Source organism: Campylobacter concisus (genome assembly GCF_002914195.1).
In the GTDB taxonomy this organism is placed as follows: Bacteria; Campylobacterota; Campylobacteria; order Campylobacterales; family Campylobacteraceae; genus Campylobacter_A; species Campylobacter_A concisus_M.
Genome location: NZ_PPAU01000108.1, coordinates 191,594 through 208,821, shown reverse-complemented (window position 1 = coordinate 208,821; position 17,228 = coordinate 191,594). Strand labels below are relative to the sequence as shown.

The following is a 17,228-nucleotide window of genomic DNA, read 5'->3' as shown; positions in this document are numbered from 1 at the left end:
CTAAATTTACGCATAGTAAGATACTTTGTTGCTCTCATCAAGCAATGTGTCAAATAGCCTTTTTGTGGCACTTAGTAGATTTTTATTTGCATCATTTTTAGCTAGAAGCTCGTCAAACATCTTTAGCATATTGTCATTTATGAAATTTTTGTGATTTAGATCTTTTGCGTCAGGCAACATCTGCTTGATCTTGTTTGAAAGATCACTTATGCTTTGGCTACTACCAGCGATCTTGTCGCCCTCTTTGACATTTTTCATAAACTCATCAACTTGTGGGCGAATTTGCTTCATCGCCTCTTCGATCTCTTTCATATCTTGCTCGTCTATGCCGTTGCCTTTATATAAAAACTCATAGCCGTATTCGTGAGTGAGAGTAAGACTTCTTTGGCTTGAAGTGCCATTTTTCTGGCTTGAAAACTCCAAACTTTTGTTGTCATACATCGAAAAGCTTATCTCATCGCCTGAGCTAGTTTTCATCGAAAAGCTCATGTTGTTGTAGCTTCCTTGAGAGTAAAAATTTGTTTGCATTTTTAAATCCTTTTGAGGCTACATCGGCAAATTTTTAATTTCATAAAGCAAAATTTTGTAAAATGCGTCAAAAAAGGACGGGCGATGTGTTGTTTTGGGACTAGGATCTTTTTGCTTATGCTTATCACTGTTTTAAGCTTCGTTTTTGCTAGGCTTTGGCCTATTTTGCCAGTCGTTTGCTACTACTTTGTACTCGCAAATTTGCTTGCTGTTTTGATGTTTTCACTATTTTTTAAAGGGCTTTTGCCAGGCTTTGTAAAAGTAAATGCGATCCACTATTTCTCGCTCATTGGTGGCTTTTTAGGAGCATTTTTAACGATGCTTGTTTTTAAAAAAGTGACAAAGGATAAGTTTAACTTAGTTGAGCTCATCATCTTTTTGGTCTGGATTGTTATATTGCTACTTGTTGTCTTTAAATTTCAAGCTATTCTTGATATTTTTAGAGGAATTTAGATGGATGAGAGAATAGTTAAATTTTTAAAAAAGATGCACCTTGCTAGCGTTTGCGTCATTGATGATGAGGGGCAGCCTTATGCTTTTAGCGCATTTTACGCATTTGATGAGCTAAATTTTAGCCTTTTGCTGGCTAGCTCGCACGAGAGCTCGCATATCAAATTTTTAAAAAACTCAAAGCTTGTTGCTGGTACGGTCGCTCTTGATACAAAGATCGTTGGCAAGATAGAGGGCGTGCAGTTTCAGGGGCAGATGAAAGAAGCTAAAGAAAATGAAAAAGAAATTTATTTCAAAAGATTTTTTTATGCAAAAGCAATGGATCCAAAAATTTGGTGCATAAATCTTGAAAAACTAAAATTTACAAGTAATGTTCTTGGTTTTGGCAAAAAGATAAGGTGGGAAAGAAACGATAAAATTTAGACGTTAAGCTTATATAAGATACAATCATTGAAAAATTAGAAAAAATAAGGAGAAAGTATGAAATTTAGCGGGAAAAACGTGCTAATAACAGGTGCAAGTAGAGGCATCGGTGCACAGATCGCAAAAACGCTTGCAAATATGGGCTTAAAAGTGTGGATAAATTACCGCTCAAAGCCTGAGATAGCAGACGCTTTGCAGGCTGAGATAGAGCAAAATGGCGGCAAGGCTGCAGTGATAAAATTTGACGCAACAGACGAAGATGAGTTTATAAAAGGTATAAATTTGATAGTTGATAGCGACGGCGAGCTAAGCTACCTTGTAAATAATGCTGGCATCACAAACGACAAGCTAGCACTTCGCATGAAAACTAGCGAATTTACAGATATAATAAATGCAAATTTAACTTCAGCTTTCATAGGATGCAGAGAGGCTTTAAAAACGATGAGTAAAAAGCGCTTTGGAGCGGTCGTAAATGTCGCATCTATCGTTGGTGAGATGGGAAATGCAGGACAGGTAAACTATTCAGCCAGCAAGGGCGGACTAATCGCCATGAGCAAAAGCTTTGCAAAAGAGGGCGCAAGTAGAAATATTCGCTTTAATAGCGTAACCCCAGGCTTTATCGAAACTGATATGACGCATGGACTAAGCGATGAGGTGAAAAAAACTTATAGCGATAATATCCCGTTAAAACGCTTTGGCAGTGCTAGCGAGGTGGCTGAGGCAGTAGCGTTTTTACTAAGTGATCACGCAAGCTACGTAACTGGCGAGACGCTAAAAATAAATGGCGGACTTTATATGTAATGAAATTTCAACAAGTTTTGAAATTTAAAATAAATAAAAGCGTAAATATTATAAGATAACAGACATTTTTTATAAGGAGACCTTAAAATGGCAGTATTTGAAGACGTAAGAGACGTAGTTGTAGAGCAACTAAGTGTAGATCCACAAGCAGTAAAATTAGAGTCTAAAATCATTGAGGATTTAGGCGCTGATTCACTTGACGTTGTAGAGCTAGTTATGGCTTTAGAAGAGAAATTTGAAGTAGAAATTCCTGATAGCGAAGCAGAGAAATTAATAAGCATTCAAGACGTTGTTAATTATATAGAAAAACTAGGTAAATAATTAAAATTTACACAGTTTGATTTAAGGAGATGTATTGAAACGAGTCGTTGTAACTGGTATAGGCATGATAAACGCACTTGGCCTTGACAAAGAGAGTTCTTTTAAGGCTATTTGCGAGGGTAAAACAGGTGTGAAAGAGATCACGAGCTTTGATGTAAGTGACTTTCCTGTTAAAATTGCTGCCGAGATAACTGATTTTGATCCAAATAGCATTTTAGACGGCAAAGAGGTGAAAAAAGTAGATCGTTTCATACAGCTTGGCATAAAAGCATCTAATGAAGCTATGGCTGATGCAAATTTTAAAGAGTTTGATGCTCATAAATTCGGCGTTAGTTCAGCAGCTGGTATAGGCGGCTTGCCAAATATTGAGAAAAACTCAATTACATACTTTGAAAAAGGTGTAAAGAGAATTTCGCCATTTTTTATTCCATCGGCACTTGTAAATATGCTGGGTGGCATAGTTTCTATAAATCACGGACTTAAGGGTCCAAATTTGTCTAGTGTAACAGCATGTGCAGCAAGCACTCATGCGATATCGCAAGCTGCAAAATGCATTATGATTGGTCAAGCTACAAATATGCTAGTTATCGGTGCTGAGTCGACTATCTGTGGCGTTGGCATAGGTGGTTTTGCAGCGATGAAAGCGCTATCAACAAGAAATGATGAGCCAAGCAAAGCTTCAAGGCCATTTGACGCAAATCGTGATGGTTTTGTAATGGGTGAAGGAGCTGGTGCACTTGTACTCGAAGAGTATGAGTCAGCTATTGCAAGAGGTGCCAAAATTTATGCTGAAGTGGTTGGATTTGGTGAGAGCGGAGATGCACACCATATTACATCACCAACACTTGAAGGCCCATTAAGTGCGATGAAACAAGCGCTTGATATGGCAAAAGGTGTAAAGATAGATTATGTCAATGCACATGGTACTTCAACGCCTGTAAATGATAAGAATGAGACTGCGGCACTAAAAGCAGTTTTTGGTGATAAATGTCCACCAGTTAGCTCAACAAAAGGTCAAACTGGACACTGTCTAGGTGGTGCTGGTGCAATTGAGGCTGTTATATCTATAATGGCAATGAGAGACGGTATTATCCCTCCAACAATAAACTACGAAACTCCTGATCCAGAGTGCGATCTAGACTACGTTCCAAATAAAGCTAGAAAAGCTGATATAAAAGCTGTTATGAGCAACTCATTTGGCTTTGGTGGAACAAACGGCGTCGTAATATTTAAAAAGTTGGATTAAGATGTCAAATTATTTAGATTTTGAAAAAAGCATAAAGCAAATTGATGAAGATATAGCAAATGCTAAGATCAGAGGCGATGAACATGCTGTTGAAATTTTAAACAAGAATTTATCCAAAGAGATATCAAAAGTATATAAAAATTTAAACGAATATCAACGTTTGCAACTTGCTCGTCATCCAGATAGACCATATTCTATTGATTATATCAATGCATTTTTGATTGATGGATATGAGATTCATGGAGATAGGGCATTTAGAGATGATCCAGCAATAGTTTGCTACATCGGCTATATCGGAGGCAAAAAGACTATTGTTATAGGTGAGCAAAAGGGCCGTGGCACTAAAAATAAGTTAAGAAGAAATTTTGGTATGCCTCATCCTGAGGGTTATCGCAAGGCTCTTAGAGTTGCAAAAATGGCTGAGAAATTTAATCTACCTATTTTATTTCTCATAGACACTCCAGGCGCATATCCAGGCGTTGGAGCTGAAGAGCGAGGACAAAGCGAAGCTATAGCTAGAAATTTATTTGAGTTTGCAAATTTAAAAACTCCAATAATTGCTGTTGTTATCGGCGAAGGTGGAAGTGGTGGCGCTTTAGCTATTGGTGTGGCTGATAGACTTGCTATGATGAAAAATTCTGTATTTTCAGTTATATCACCAGAAGGCTGTGCAGCAATACTTTGGAATGATCCAGCTAAACAAGAACAAGCTACAAAATCTATGAAAATAACAGCTGATGATTTAAAAAGCCTATCATTGATTGATGCTGTTATAGACGAGCCGATAAATGGAGCTCATAGAGATAAAGATGGTGCTGCAAAAGCACTTGCAAATTATTTTGTCTCAGAGCTAGCTAAGCTTGAAAAGCTTGATATAAACGACCTTGTAGCAAAAAGAATAGAAAAAATCCTCTCTATCGGAGCATTTGAAGAATAAATTTATAGTCACAACAATTTTATAAGAATACTTATCAAATTTGTTTGTGGCATCATCTACCAAAATACTAAAACAATTTAAAAATCAATATAAATTTAATCGCTTTAACAGCCATAATTTTTACACTAGCTTTTATATCTTTAAGATTTAAACACTAAAATTGTTAATGTCAAATCTACATAAAGAGTATTAATGAATAAATTTCAAGAAAAATATATCACTCTTTCAAAAGAATATTATAAAAATAATGGCAATGCTTCTAGTATTGAGGCACTCTATCAGTTTAAAGAAGAGTTGAAAAATTGTAATGACATTTGCGCAAAGTATGTTTTAGTCGATGTTTATCAGCTTTTATCTATGAGAAAGAGTGCTTACGACTTACTTTTAAAAATACATGACAAAAGTGATAAAAGGCAGCTAAAGGCACTTGGCTATCTAGTGCAATTCATTGACGAAAATGATAAATGGGCGCTGCCTCGCCCAAAAAGTAGAGGTCAAATTTTGGCTCAAGAAGATAAAGCCTCCACACTACCAAAATTTATCTACCATCCTAACCCTTTAAAAACTGGCGCATTTAAAGATGATATTAGTATCTTGTGTGAGTGTTGTGGCAAAGATACTGAAGTTTATTATAGCGGTAGCATTTATTGCGAGCAAGATATTTTACATCTTTGTCCTACTTGTATTTCTAGTGGTAAGGCTGCTAAGAAATTTGACGCTACATTTGTGCAAGATGCTGACAAACTAAATACAAGTGATGCTAAAAAGGATGACGAACTCTTTAGAAGAACCCCGGGCTACGAGAGCTGGCAGGGTGAGCATTGGATAGCTTGTTGTGATGATTATTGCGAATTTTTAGGTGATGTTGGAACAAAAGAGCTCGAAGAAATGGGCATAGTAGACGAGGTCTTTGAGAACTATGCAAAAAGAGCTGAATATGACGATAAAATGCTACGCGAACATCTTGTTAAAGCTGGCGATATTGCCGGATATTTGTTTCGTTGTTTGCATTGTAAGAAGTATCATATATACGTTGATGCTTGTTAAAGAGGAAAATATGGATATTGCAAAAATTTCTAAAGGTTGTAAAGAACGTAGGTTGGATGAACTTTTTAAGCTTTTATCGCCACTAGCAAGAAATGCCATAAGGATAGATACGCAAGCTAAAAATGACGATGATATCGCCGTTGGAGCGTCTAAATTTGGTGGCTCGCCAGATCTGCCAGATAGTTTAGCATGGCCGTCAAATGAAAACGGCGCTTTGAGTTTTGTGGCACAGATAAATTTTGCTGAAGCTAGCAAATTTGACATTGACTCACTACTGCCAAAAAGCGGAATGCTCTATCTCTTTTATGATAGAAATTTGCGTGTTTGGGGCTATGATCCTGCCGATAAAAACGGCTTTGCAGTGATCTTTTCTGATGTAAGTCATGGGTCACTTTCTCGCAGGAGAGTGGAGAGTTTAGAGGGAGAAAATTCTACATTTAACGTGCGCTTGCTTAGCTTTGAAAATGAGATAAATTTGCCAAATTTACAAAGCTCAATTGTGCCATTTAGTAAAATTAGTGAAGCTGAGTGGGAGGCTTATCATGAGGTTATTGAGCCAAGCTGGCAGGCTAAAGCAAATAAGCTTCTTGGACACTCTGATAATGTCCAAGATGGTATGGAGCTAGAGTGTGAGCTAGTTACAAATGGGCTTAGCTGTGGTGATGGTAGCGCTTATCACCACCCAAGAATAGCGGAATTTGAGAAAAATGTTGCCCAGTGGCAACTGCTTTTACAGATAGATAGTGATGATGAGGGCGACATGGACTGGGACGGAGAGGGCAGAATTTATCTGTGGATAAAAAGGGATGATCTTTTGGCACGCGATTTTAGCAAGACGTGGCTAGTTTTGCAAACAAGTTAATTACAAAAATTTATTAAGATCGCTTGTATTTTTTGTATCATTGGCAATCACTTTAAAGGGATTTATGCCTAAAATTTCATCGCGCAGGCACTTTCTTGCTACGACTGCTTTGCTTGCAGCAAGTGCCATTTTGCCTACTTTTGCTCACACATTGTCTCAAAAAGTCAAAATCAAAAATTTAAAAAAAGATGATTAAAAATATCATTTTAGTTCATGGCGCATTTGCCGATGGTTCTTGCTACGCTGAGGTGATCAGCCACTTGCAAAAAGCTGGTATTAACGCCGTTGTCGTGCAAAACCCGCCAACTTCACTTGTAGCAGACGCTTAGAGGCTTAAGCGCATACTTTAGAGGGCTCAGGGTAAGAGTCTGCTAGTTGGGCACTCACGAGAAGGTCGCTACACTTGTCTATCTCTTAGCCACCCTGCCCGATAATATCGAGTGCGCTGCTGAGGCGCTTGAGCGGCAAAATGCGCCGATGAAAGGTCTTAGTCCAGATGTAAATGGCCAGATATTTTTGCCAGCTGAGGCGCTTGCGGATGTGATGGCAAATGACCTGCCGGCAAAGCAAAGCCGCGTTTTAGCAGCGCTTCAAACGCCTATGAATGCAGCTGCATTTAGCGATAAGATAGGCACGGCTGCTTGGCATGAAAAGCCATCTTTTTATCTTTTAACTAAAAACGACCACGCCTTGGCGTATGAGGTGCAGCAGCGTTTTGCAAAGCAGATAAATGCAAAGATAAAAGAGCTTGATAGCGGACATCTTTCGATGATTGCAAAGCCAAAAGAGCTAGCAAATTGGCTCATTGAGATTGCAAATTTGATTTAAATTTATAAAACGAGCCACGTTAAATGAGTGGCTTGAGGCTAAATTTTGCTAGCACTTTTATCCATCAGAGCTTTAAATTTATCTTTTCTTTTTTAAAATAATTAAGTTCATAAATGCCCAAATTTAGGCAAAATTTAGTAAAATCCTTAAAAAATTTAAAGGCAAAATATGTTTAATGGCTTGATCCGTGAGATAGCACAGGTTGTTAGTTATTCACAAAATATTTTAAGGCTAAAGGCAAATTTTCGTCCAAATTTAGGCGATAGCATCGCAGTAAATGGCGCTTGCCTGAGCGTAATAAAACTACATGAAGATGGCTTTAGTGTGGAGCTAAGCGCAGAGAGTAGGGCAAATATCGCGGTTGAAAATTTAAAAGAAAGAGTGCATATCGAGCCAGCGATGAAGCTAGGAGACCGAGTAGATGGACATTTGATGCAAGGACATATCGATTTTATCGCTAAAATTTCAAATATCAAAAAGAATGAGAATGGGGTTGATTTTTATATCGACCTGCCGCAAGAGGCGATGGCTCTTATGGCAAACAAGGGCTCAGTGGGCGTTGAGGGCGTGAGCCTAACCATAAATGAAATTTTGCCAAAGGGTATAAGACTCACAATCATACCAATCACTTTTAGAGATAGTCTTTTTAGCACTTTCAAGGTCGGTAGGCGCGTAAATATCGAAAGCGATCTTTTGGCTCGCTACGTAGCTAGGCAGCTTTTTTGTAAGCAGGATAGTGGCCTTAGCTGGGATGATGTTGAGCGAATTTCTAGCCTTTACTAGGTGGATAAAATGCGTGAAAATTTAGAGATCGTTTTTGATAAAAATGGCGTATTAGCTGGCTTTACAAATAGATTTGGCGGTGTGAGTGAGGGCACTTTTGAGAGCTTAAATTTAGCAGATCATGTTGGCGATGATCCACTAAAGATCGCACAAAATCGTAAAATTTTAGCAACAGCGCTTGGCATTATGCCTATTAATTTAAAATTTATGAGCCAAATCCACTCAAATAGAGTGGAAATTTTGCAAGATTTTAACGATGATCTACCTCCATGCGATGGTGTGATAACATCATTAAAAGGCGTAGCACTTTGCGTCTTAGTCGCAGACTGTGCACCTGTTTTGATAATAGATGAACATCTTGGCGTAGTTGCAGCTGTGCATGCGGGACGCGCAGGTGTTACTAGTAAAATTTGCACAAATGCAGTAGGGCTAATGACGAGTGAGTTTGGTTGTCGCGCTAGTAATTTACGCGTATTTATAGGCGCAAATATCAAAGTGCAAAACTACGAAGTAGGCAAGCTAGATCTTGGTGAATTTAACCGATATAAAAATGATGGAAAATTTGATATAAACGCAGCTTTATTAGACGAATTTGCTAAGCTCGGGGTAGAGCAAATATCGCTAGATCCTCGTTGCACTTTTGAGATGGATGAATTATTCTCATACCGCAAACAGAGTAGGACCGGGCGTTTTTGCGGATTTGTGATGAATAGAGCCACATCGGTAAATAGTAAAAGATAAAAGTAAATCTTTAGCTTCATTGCTTGCCTGTTAAAATTTGCCAGCTAAATTGTATTGAACGTTTTGATATTTAATTTGATCTAAAAAATGGCTAAATATAATAATTTTTAGCTACAATTTGACATCAAATCTCAAAAATAACAACAAGGAAAATCATGAAAATAGGTAAAATTTTGACTGCCATTATGTTAACAGGAGCCTTTTATATGGTGCAAGCACACATGTTTTGGGTAGATGGAGCTAATGATGAAAAGCTAGGAAAATTTATCGCAAATATGGGTTATAGCGATGATTTTCCAAAGCTAGAGCCTATTATGGCCGAACGCATCCATCTTTTTGCGCCAATTACTGTAATAAGTAAAGATGGTAGCAAAAAGAAGCTTATACAAAGTGGTGAGAACTACCGCTACGAGGGCGAAAGATTAGACAAAGGCACATATATCTTACTAGCACAGCAAAATCCTATGTATTCGCTCAAAAAACGTAGTGATGGCAAGTGGCTAATAGACAAAACAAAGCTTGATCTAAAGGATCTAAGTGATATACAGATTTGCCGGCTGATGACGATAACATCTAAAAGAGTCTTAAATTTAGGTGAAATAGATGGCTTCGTAACTAAACCTGTTGGAGTTAAAATCGAGATCGTGCCACTACAAAATCCTGCGGAATTTAGAGTAGATAAGCCTTTTAAATTGCAGGTTTTTGCTGATGGAAAGCCGCTAGAGCGAGCCAAACTAACTGGTACTTTTGCTGGATTTTTAGACCATAAGCGCGCATTTTACGGTATGACTGATGAGCAAGGCATCACTGAAGTGTTAGCTCTAAGACCAGGATTTTGGGTATTTGAGGTGATTTATGAAAGACCTTATCCAGATGCTGCGAAGTGTGATAAAGAGACGTTAAAAACGACACTTAGTTTTGAGATAAAAGAATAAAAGTTTGATATAAATTTGAGTCCGAATTTATTATAAATTTTTTATAATCGCTTTGTAATTTTGAAAGTAGAGAAAGAATGCCTTACGAAAACTTTAAATCAAAAAATCCTCTTGTGCTAAAAATCACTACAAACGCAAGAAAATTTGGCGTAGAAACGCTACAAAACGAGGAGTTTATAAGCATTCTTTTAAATGTTAAGAAGCTTGAAATTTCATCCGAACAAAGGAAAGCAATGGCAGAAATTTTTGCTAAATTAATAAAAATCGAAGAAGACTCACAATTAAGTAAATAAACTTTAGTTTAAATTCATGTTATTTTAAGTATAATCCCCCTTTATTTCACACACGACAATCCTAAATTTGGTTGTGCGAAAGCATTAATGGTCGTGGAGGATAAAACTAAATTCAAGGCAAAATGCCTAAAACAAGGAGAAACTCATGGTAACTATGAGAGATTTATTAGAGTGTGGCGTACATTTTGGTCACCAAACACGCCGCTGGAACCCAAAGATGAAAAAATTTATCTTTGGCGAGAGAAAAGGTATCTATATCATAGATCTTCAAAAGACTATCCGCTACTTCCGCTACACTTACAACATCGTTCGTGATGCAGCTGCTGAAGGTAAGTCAGTGCTATTTGTAGGCACTAAAAAACAAGCTATCGATGCTATCAAAGAGTACGCTGAAAAATGTGGAATGCCTTATGTAAATCACCGCTGGTTAGGTGGTATGATGACAAACTTCGGTACTATCCGCCAGTCTATCCGCAAACTAGAAGTTATCGAGACTATGGAAGAAGATGGTTCGATAAATTTACTAACTAAAAAAGAGGCTTTGATGCTTCGCCGCAAAAAAGAGAAACTTATCGCAACTCTTGGCGGTATCCGCAATATGAAAAGCCTACCTGATATGATATTTGTCGTTGATACAGTTAAAGAAAAGATCGCTGTTCAAGAAGCAAATCGTTTAAAAATTCCAGTTGTAGCACCGATTGATACAAACTGCGATCCTGACGTTGTTGATTATCCAATTCCAGGAAACGACGACGCGATCCGCTCTGTTCAGCTTTTCTGCCAAGAGATGGCTGAAGCGATCAATGAAGGTAAATCACTTCTTGAACAAGATGGTGGCGAGCAAGCTGCTGGTGAAGAAGTAAGCCAAGACGAGAAAGACGCGGTTGTAGCTGAGGCTATGAGCGAAGAAGACTTTGGCGAGGACGAAGAATAATGGAAATAACTGCACAAATGGTAAAAGAGCTCCGCGAATCAACCGGAGCTGGTATGATGGACTGCAAAAAGGCACTTAGCGAAGCAAATGGCGACATGGAAAAAGCCGTTGATATCCTTCGTGAAAAGGGCCTAGGCCAAGCTGCTAAAAAGGCTGATCGCCTTGCAAGCGAGGGCTTAGTAAGCGTTGAAGTTTGCTCAAAATGCAAAAAAGCAACTATCAGTGAGATCAACTCTGAGACTGACTTCGTTGCTAGAAACCCACAGTTTCAAGCGCTTGCAAAAGATGCAACAGCTCACATCCAATCAAGCGGCATAAAAACAGTTGAAGAGCTAAATGCGAGCACTTTAAATGGTGTTAAATTTGAAGATTACTTCAAAACTCAGATTGCAACCATCGGAGAAAATCTTGTAGTGCGCCGCTTTGAGACTATTAGCGCTGATGATAAGGGCGTGGTAAATGGCTATGTTCACTCAAATGGTCGTGTTGGTGTACTTATCGGTGCAGCTTGCGAAAGCGCTGAAGTTGCAAACAAAGCAGCTGATTTTATAAGAAATTTATGTATGCATGCAGCCGCTATGAAGCCAAGCGTTATAAGCTACAAAGACCTTGATAAAGAGTTTGTTGAGAAAGAATTTATAGCACTTCGCGCTGAACTTGAAAAAGACAATGAAGAGCTAAAACGCCTAGGCAAGCCACTTCATCACATTCCTGAGTATGCTAGTCGCTGCCAAATAGGCGAGGCAGAGCTTGCAAAAGCTACAAAAGCGATCGAGGAAGAGCTAAAAGCTGAGGGCAAACCTGAGAAAATTTGGGACAAGATCATCCCTGGTAAGATCGAGAGATTTTACGCTGACAACACAGTGCTTGACCAACGCCTTACACTTTTAGGTCAGTTTTATGTAATGGACGATAAAAAGACTATCGAACAAGTTATCGAAGAGAAGAGTAAAGAGCTTGGTGGCAAGATCGAGATCGTAAAATACGTTCGTTTCGAGCTTGGCGAAGGCTTAGAAAAGAAAGTAGATGACTTTGCTGCAGAAGTTGCTGCTCAAATAGGCTAATGGAAATTTTAAGAGCGTCTAATCTAGGCTTTGCGTATGATTATACGCTCTTTAATAATATAAATTTAACTCTCAATCAAAAACAAAGCATCGCGATAACCGGCGTTAGCGGTTGTGGAAAATCAACGCTTTTACATATACTTTCAACGCTTTTGAAACCAAATTTTGGCGAGGCCATCTATCAAGATAGATCGATCTATGAGCTTTCTCAAAACGAGCTTTTGGCCATTAGAAGGCTTCATTTTGGCATCATTTTTCAGTCGCATTATCTTTTTAAAGGATTTAGTGCTTATGAAAATATCGAGCTTGCTAGTATTTTATCTGGTGAAAAGATAGAAAAAAATGAGCTTGAAGCGCTTAAAATTTCAAATGTGATAAATCAAAAAGTTGGCGAGCTAAGTGGCGGTCAGCAGCAGCGTGTGAGCATTGCTAGAGTACTTACCAAGAAGCCAAAGATCATCTTTGCAGATGAGCCAACGGGTAACCTTGACAAGCAAACAGCAAATGAAGTTATGCAGGTTTTATTTGACTATATAAATGAAAATAACGCTGCCCTTGTGCTAGTTACTCATGACAACGATCTAGCAGCTAAATGCGACAACTCATACAAGCTTGAAAACAAAGAACTTATACAGATTTTTTAAATTTTAAAGATCAAAATTTACTATTTTATCTTTTAGCATGTTTATAAATTTAGTCAGTTAGATTTGTCTATATTTTTTTAATATAAATTTATATTAAAAAGCTTTACACAAGAAGCAGAATCAGGCAAGCTTAAATTGCTTGCCTAATAATAGAAAGTTTATACTTATCCAGCCATACCGCCAGCTGGTTTTTGAGCGTCTTTATCGATTTTTTGTTTTAAAAATTCCTCTTCCTCTTTTGTAGGTTTATATTCATCTTTGAAGAATTTTTTCTTAACATTGATTTTTTACTCTAGCATCTTCTTCTCATAATTTTTATATGTTGGCTTCCAATATTCAAGGTAAATTCTAAAGCCAGCGCTATATCCTGCATCATAGTGGTAGCTTACACATTTTAGCTCTTTACCACTGCCAAGAAGTTTTTATAGTGGGCGTGCATCTTTTGAGCTTGTGCTGATATTTTATTGCTACCTATCATATTTGTATGGCAGCTAGTGCAGCCATCGTCAATTTGCTAGGATTATCGCCTTGATTTTGATGGCAATCAATGCAATCAAAGCTTAGATATTCGTAATGAGGCTTTAGCTTATGCTTAGCTCTTAGCTCGTCAGAAACTACTATCTTTGTAATATTTAGATCGCTCTTTGGTATGTCAGTACTAATTCTATTAAGATAAATTAACAATAGACTAAAATTCGATTAAATAATAATCTCTCGTGATTAAATTTGTGTTGCTAAGTACTAAGATGCGCCAATAGCTACTACTACGTTATTCCAAAAGAATTTATAAGCGAATAGTCGGACTTTATAATTAGAGAAATTTTGTACTTTATGATAAGAAAGAAGGACTTTAAATTTCTTCTTTTATTTTTTTATAAAGCTCTAAAATCTCATCTTTTTTAATGATAAAACTATTTTTATTTGCTATTAGATAAGCTGAGCTTTGCATGATATCACCAGCGATCTTTAGTCCATTTTGTTTCATAGTTGAGCCAGTCTCGACTACATCAACTATTGCATCGCTTAGCCCAACTAATGGTGCAAGTTCTATTGAGCCATAAAGCTTGATAATCTTTACAGCTACGGCTTGATTTGTAAAATAATTCCTTGTTATATTTGGCATTTTTGTAGCTATTTTTAGCTCAGGCTGGTTTAGATCTAATTCAGAGTCATTTTTTATACCGATGCAAACTTTGCACTGTCCGATTTTCAAATCTAGCAACCTTACAACATTTGGCTTGTGCTCTTCAAGTACGTCGAGCCCCACTACACCAATATCAGCCGCACCTTCAGTGACGTAAGTTGGGATATCTTGGTTGCGAACCATTAAAAATCTAAAATTTCCTTCTTCAAGGATTAATTTTCTATCTTCAAATAAAAAACTTGAACCAAAAATTTTTCTAAAAATTTCCAGCGTTGCTTCGGCTATTCTTCCCTTTGGTAGCGCTACTGTTATCATATTATCATATCTTTCTTTTCAGTTATTAGCTTTTGCATGGCACGAAAAACTAGCATCTTGTCGCAAATAGCATTTTTAAAAAATTTTGACAAAAAGTCGCCATCTCCACCAGTAAAATATACTTTTTTGTCACCGGCTAGTTTATCTAGTAGAGTTATTATCGGTTTAATAATGCCATAACTCACAGCATCGGCTGTTTTTTGTGGTAGGGCATCTATGTCAATTTGTGAATTTATAGTTATATCAAGTCGCGGCGAGATGCTTTTGTAGGCATTTAGCATACTTGAAATGCCTGGCAAGATATATCCTCCAAGGTGAATAGAATTTGCCATAATGTCAACTGTTATGGCACTTCCAGCATCGACAATTACGCCATTATTTATAGAGTAGCATGCAGCGATTCTATCTACGCCTAGACCTTGATATATCGTATCAATAGTAAAAAATGGTTCTAGATCCACAAACATCTTATTGTCTTTTAAAATATTTAAAATTTCATCATTTACGGATATAAAATATACTTTTTTCTCTGGTTTATAGCTTTTAAACTCAGAAATTTTCATACGTGAGATTTTGCCATCTTCTAAAAATGTAGCGTTAGTATTGCCTATATTACACAAAATCATAACATCGCCAATTATTGTTTTGTAGTTCTTTTAAGGCTTTAGAACAAATGCCAGAGCTGTAAAATATAGTTTTTTTTCTTAGATTTGTTTGGAATTTCATCTCTATTTTTTTAGAAATTTCTTCAAGCTCCAAAGCCTCTTTGCGTAGCAATCTACTTTTTGCTGTTCTTAAAAAGACAAGATTGTAAAAGCTCTTATTGTCCACTCCCCAAAAGATATCAAGCGTCTTTTTTGTGCTAAATTCACTTGTGTTAAGTTCTTTGATATCTTTTAAAAGGATTTTTTTGGCTTCAAAAAGCTCCCAAATTTTTTGGTTCATTGCCCTAAATTAACAAGCTCATTATCATAATAAAAGGCACCATTGCCCATAAAACTTTTATCTTTTATCTCATCACTAAACTCATAAATTTCAGCTCCACTGAGGTCTAAATTTGTCTTTATAACGTAGCCTGTTTTTTCGATTATGTAAAGCTTATTATTGATAATAGTAGCTGCTGAGAAGATGGCAAATTTGAAATTTACTTTATTTTGCTCTTTTAGCATAAGATTTGTTCTTACGATCGTACCATCTTTTTTAAAGATATAAATTTCATCGTTATCAACCAGTACATCTTTGATCTCTCCGTCATAATAAACTGTTTGGTTTGGGTTGATGACGATAAGTTTTTTCGCTGTTGCTGCAATTAGATTATTACCCTCAACGCCTAAGAATATGATGTTATTAAAGAAATTTTCAGAGCTTACGACCACGTCACGTAAAATTCTACCAGTCTCTTTTTGTACTATATAAATTTTGCCATCTAACGCCGGATATACAATCAGTGAGCTCATAAAAAATGGTGCTACGACCCTTGAATCAACTGCTGCTATATTAGACGAGCTATATTCCATTATTGTTGTTGCGGTATTTATGTCTATTAGATAGATGTGGTTTGCCGCGCTGATAGCTGCTAATAGGTTTTGGTCAAGAGAAGCAGCAACGATTGCTGTTGGAAATTTATTGCTATAAACGCTGTGTCCGCTAGGATCTGTCACATTTAGATCGCCATTTATACTAGCTGAGATGATAAAGCCGTTGTTTTCATTTAAGAAATTAAAATTTTCAGGCAACTTAATGTTTGTATTTAGGCCATTTTTGGTGATAATATTGCCGTTATCAAGAGTGGCACCATTTGCATTTGCTGATTTGATATAAGATGGCATATCTTTTGACAAAGAAATTTTGCCAGAGGTTTGAGCTGGCTCGAAATATTGTCTTTTTGTGCCACATCCGCTTAAAACTAAAGCCAAGGCAAAAGCCAAGAAAAGAGTAATTTTTTTCATTATTTTATTCCCTGATAGTGTTTTAAATTTTTAACTAAAGTTTGAAGTTGAGAGTCGAGTGAAATTTTATTAAACTCATCATTTGCTTCTTTGATTTTGTTTTGTTTTAAAAGCTCAAAACCTTTTAAAAGTGTGCTATATTCGCTTAAAATTTGAGTGTTTGCATTACCATTTTGTGAAAGAATGATATCTTTTACTATAGGATTTACTTTTAAATTTGCAAGTTCACTAATGCCATTTGTCTCATTTTTATCAAGCTTTTGCTGAAGTGAAAAAAGTGCATATAAATTTGGTTCTTTTTCTTTTAAAATGCTTAAGGCATTTGCATCGTTTGGATTTAAAATGAGCTTTGAGTAAGCCAAATTGGCATCTTCAATTCTATTATCATTTATTATTTTGTTCGAATAAAATCCAATAATTGCAATGACGGCAACGATAATGGCAATTATCATAAATTTTTTATACTTTCTAAAGAAACGCTCACCTTTGATCATGCTTTCTAAAAACTGTTCTTGAGCACCAATCTCTTGTTTTATCTGTGTTAGATCTTCTTTTATAGCCAACGCTTTTCCTTTATTTTTAAAAAATTTTAATTCGCAGATTTTAACATAATTAAATTAAAACTATCCCAAAATTAAAGCTTGAATGTGATATAATGGCTCAAAATTAATTAATAAGGTTACTTATATAATGCAAATAGATGATACTCTTTTAAATAAATTAGAAAAACTTTCTGCCTTACAAATCAGTGATGAAAAAAGAGAAGAAGTAAAAAAACAACTAAGCGAGATTGTATCTTTTGTTGATATTTTAAACGAACTTGATCTAAGCAGCGATGAAGCTGTAGTTAGCTCTATAAAAGGTGGCACACCTTTAAGAGAAGATGAGCCAAGGCCAAGTGATGTGATTGATACGATCTTGAAATACGCTCCTTCACGTGAAGGGCATTTTTTTGCTGTACCAAAAATAATAGAATAATGGTA

General features: G+C 36.6%; 26 protein-coding genes. 18 read left to right on the top strand and 8 right to left on the bottom strand.

Annotated features, from left to right (window positions below; translation table 11 throughout):
• Positions 1–6: 6 nt before the first annotated feature.
• Positions 7–528, bottom strand: coding sequence for an ATP/GTP-binding protein (locus CYP28_RS07105; RefSeq protein WP_103593654.1), 522 nt, complete (start codon positions 526–528; stop codon positions 7–9).
• Between the two features lie 84 nt (positions 529–612).
• Between CYP28_RS07105 and CYP28_RS07100 the strand changes: the two genes are divergently transcribed.
• From CYP28_RS07100 to CYP28_RS07065, 8 genes are all read left to right on the top strand, one after another.
• Positions 613–981 (top strand): L-arabinose ABC transporter, encoded by a 369-nt coding sequence (locus CYP28_RS07100; protein WP_180997950.1) that lies wholly within the window; start codon positions 613–615, stop codon positions 979–981.
• Complete coding sequence (locus tag CYP28_RS07095; protein ID WP_103593653.1) at positions 982–1,401, top strand: hypothetical protein; 420 nt, start codon at positions 982–984, stop codon at positions 1,399–1,401.
• A 57-nt stretch (positions 1,402–1,458) separates the two neighbouring features.
• The gene (fabG, locus tag CYP28_RS07090; protein ID WP_103593652.1) at positions 1,459–2,202 is read left to right on the top strand and encodes a 3-oxoacyl-ACP reductase FabG; all 744 of its coding nucleotides are present in this window, start codon (positions 1,459–1,461) and stop codon (positions 2,200–2,202) included.
• Between the two features lie 87 nt (positions 2,203–2,289).
• Positions 2,290–2,523 (top strand): acyl carrier protein, encoded by a 234-nt coding sequence (gene acpP, locus CYP28_RS07085; RefSeq protein WP_021091725.1) that lies wholly within the window; start codon positions 2,290–2,292, stop codon positions 2,521–2,523.
• Positions 2,524–2,557: 34 nt separating this feature from the next.
• A complete protein-coding gene (locus CYP28_RS07080; protein ID WP_084041941.1) occupies positions 2,558–3,769 on the top strand; it encodes a beta-ketoacyl-ACP synthase II in 1,212 nt (403 codons plus the stop codon).
• Between the two features lies 1 nt (position 3,770).
• Entirely contained in the window at positions 3,771–4,706 is a 936-nt protein-coding gene (gene accA / locus CYP28_RS07075) for an acetyl-CoA carboxylase carboxyl transferase subunit alpha (RefSeq protein ID WP_103593651.1), read from the top strand.
• A gap of 192 nt (positions 4,707–4,898) precedes the next feature.
• Positions 4,899–5,753, top strand: coding sequence for a CbrC family protein (locus CYP28_RS07070; protein WP_103593650.1), 855 nt, complete (start codon positions 4,899–4,901; stop codon positions 5,751–5,753).
• A gap of 10 nt (positions 5,754–5,763) precedes the next feature.
• On the top strand, positions 5,764–6,615 hold the full coding sequence (locus tag CYP28_RS07065; protein ID WP_103593649.1) for a YwqG family protein: 852 nt from the start codon (positions 5,764–5,766) through the stop codon (positions 6,613–6,615).
• Here the strand turns inward: CYP28_RS07065 and CYP28_RS10665 are convergent, their stop codons facing one another.
• Complete coding sequence (locus tag CYP28_RS10665; RefSeq protein WP_258032493.1) at positions 6,616–6,744, bottom strand: hypothetical protein; 129 nt, start codon at positions 6,742–6,744, stop codon at positions 6,616–6,618.
• A gap of 59 nt (positions 6,745–6,803) precedes the next feature.
• On the opposite strand from CYP28_RS10665, the gene CYP28_RS10495 reads away from it, so the two are divergent.
• The 9 genes from CYP28_RS10495 to CYP28_RS07025 all read left to right on the top strand — a co-directional run bounded on the left by CYP28_RS10495 (position 6,804) and on the right by CYP28_RS07025 (position 12,837).
• Positions 6,804–6,944, top strand: a complete 141-nt coding sequence (locus CYP28_RS10495) for a hypothetical protein (RefSeq protein WP_196781176.1) — start codon at positions 6,804–6,806, stop codon at positions 6,942–6,944.
• Positions 6,945–6,990: 46 nt separating this feature from the next.
• A complete protein-coding gene (locus CYP28_RS07060; RefSeq protein ID WP_196781177.1) occupies positions 6,991–7,443 on the top strand; it encodes an alpha/beta fold hydrolase in 453 nt (150 codons plus the stop codon).
• Positions 7,444–7,611: 168 nt separating this feature from the next.
• Positions 7,612–8,226, top strand: a complete 615-nt coding sequence (ribE, locus tag CYP28_RS07055; protein WP_103593648.1) for a riboflavin synthase — start codon at positions 7,612–7,614, stop codon at positions 8,224–8,226.
• Positions 8,227–8,235: 9 nt separating this feature from the next.
• Positions 8,236–8,967 (top strand): peptidoglycan editing factor PgeF, encoded by a 732-nt coding sequence (gene pgeF, locus CYP28_RS07050; RefSeq protein ID WP_103593647.1) that lies wholly within the window; start codon positions 8,236–8,238, stop codon positions 8,965–8,967.
• A 155-nt stretch (positions 8,968–9,122) separates the two neighbouring features.
• Complete coding sequence (locus CYP28_RS07045; RefSeq protein ID WP_103593646.1) at positions 9,123–9,902, top strand: DUF4198 domain-containing protein; 780 nt, start codon at positions 9,123–9,125, stop codon at positions 9,900–9,902.
• A 77-nt stretch (positions 9,903–9,979) separates the two neighbouring features.
• Positions 9,980–10,195: an acetyltransferase gene (locus CYP28_RS07040; RefSeq protein WP_103593645.1), complete on the top strand. Its 216-nt coding sequence runs from the start codon at positions 9,980–9,982 to the stop codon at positions 10,193–10,195.
• Positions 10,196–10,340: 145 nt separating this feature from the next.
• Positions 10,341–11,129: a 30S ribosomal protein S2 gene (gene rpsB, locus CYP28_RS07035; RefSeq protein WP_002941277.1), complete on the top strand. Its 789-nt coding sequence runs from the start codon at positions 10,341–10,343 to the stop codon at positions 11,127–11,129.
• Entirely contained in the window at positions 11,129–12,193 is a 1,065-nt protein-coding gene (gene tsf / locus CYP28_RS07030; protein WP_103593644.1) for a translation elongation factor Ts, read from the top strand. Before rpsB ends, tsf begins: the two co-directional genes overlap by 1 nt.
• A complete protein-coding gene (locus tag CYP28_RS07025; protein ID WP_103593643.1) occupies positions 12,193–12,837 on the top strand; it encodes an ABC transporter ATP-binding protein in 645 nt (214 codons plus the stop codon). Before tsf ends, CYP28_RS07025 begins: the two co-directional genes overlap by 1 nt.
• A 474-nt stretch (positions 12,838–13,311) precedes the next feature.
• On the opposite strand, the gene CYP28_RS10375 is transcribed toward CYP28_RS07025, so the two are convergent.
• From CYP28_RS10375 to CYP28_RS06995, 6 genes are all read right to left on the bottom strand, one after another.
• The gene (locus CYP28_RS10375) at positions 13,312–13,521 is read right to left on the bottom strand and encodes a hypothetical protein (RefSeq protein ID WP_234400090.1); all 210 of its coding nucleotides are present in this window, start codon (positions 13,519–13,521) and stop codon (positions 13,312–13,314) included.
• Positions 13,522–13,687: 166 nt separating this feature from the next.
• A complete protein-coding gene (hisG, locus tag CYP28_RS07015) occupies positions 13,688–14,296 on the bottom strand; it encodes an ATP phosphoribosyltransferase (protein ID WP_087579198.1) in 609 nt (202 codons plus the stop codon).
• Complete coding sequence (locus tag CYP28_RS07010) at positions 14,293–14,922, bottom strand: type III pantothenate kinase (protein ID WP_084041953.1); 630 nt, start codon at positions 14,920–14,922, stop codon at positions 14,293–14,295. The genes hisG and CYP28_RS07010 overlap by 4 nt, the downstream gene beginning before the upstream one ends.
• A complete protein-coding gene (locus tag CYP28_RS07005) occupies positions 14,909–15,241 on the bottom strand; it encodes a hypothetical protein (protein ID WP_103593642.1) in 333 nt (110 codons plus the stop codon). The genes CYP28_RS07010 and CYP28_RS07005 overlap by 14 nt, the downstream gene beginning before the upstream one ends.
• Positions 15,238–16,245 (bottom strand): L-seryl-tRNA selenium transferase, encoded by a 1,008-nt coding sequence (locus tag CYP28_RS07000; protein ID WP_103593641.1) that lies wholly within the window; start codon positions 16,243–16,245, stop codon positions 15,238–15,240. The genes CYP28_RS07005 and CYP28_RS07000 overlap by 4 nt, the downstream gene beginning before the upstream one ends.
• On the bottom strand, positions 16,245–16,808 hold the full coding sequence (locus CYP28_RS06995; protein ID WP_087580345.1) for a hypothetical protein: 564 nt from the start codon (positions 16,806–16,808) through the stop codon (positions 16,245–16,247). Before CYP28_RS06995 ends, CYP28_RS07000 begins: the two co-directional genes overlap by 1 nt.
• Positions 16,809–16,935: 127 nt before the next feature.
• On the opposite strand from CYP28_RS06995, the gene gatC reads away from it, so the two are divergent.
• On the top strand, positions 16,936–17,223 hold the full coding sequence (gene gatC, locus CYP28_RS06990) for an Asp-tRNA(Asn)/Glu-tRNA(Gln) amidotransferase subunit GatC (protein ID WP_072594515.1): 288 nt from the start codon (positions 16,936–16,938) through the stop codon (positions 17,221–17,223).
• Positions 17,224–17,228: the final 5 nt, after the last annotated feature.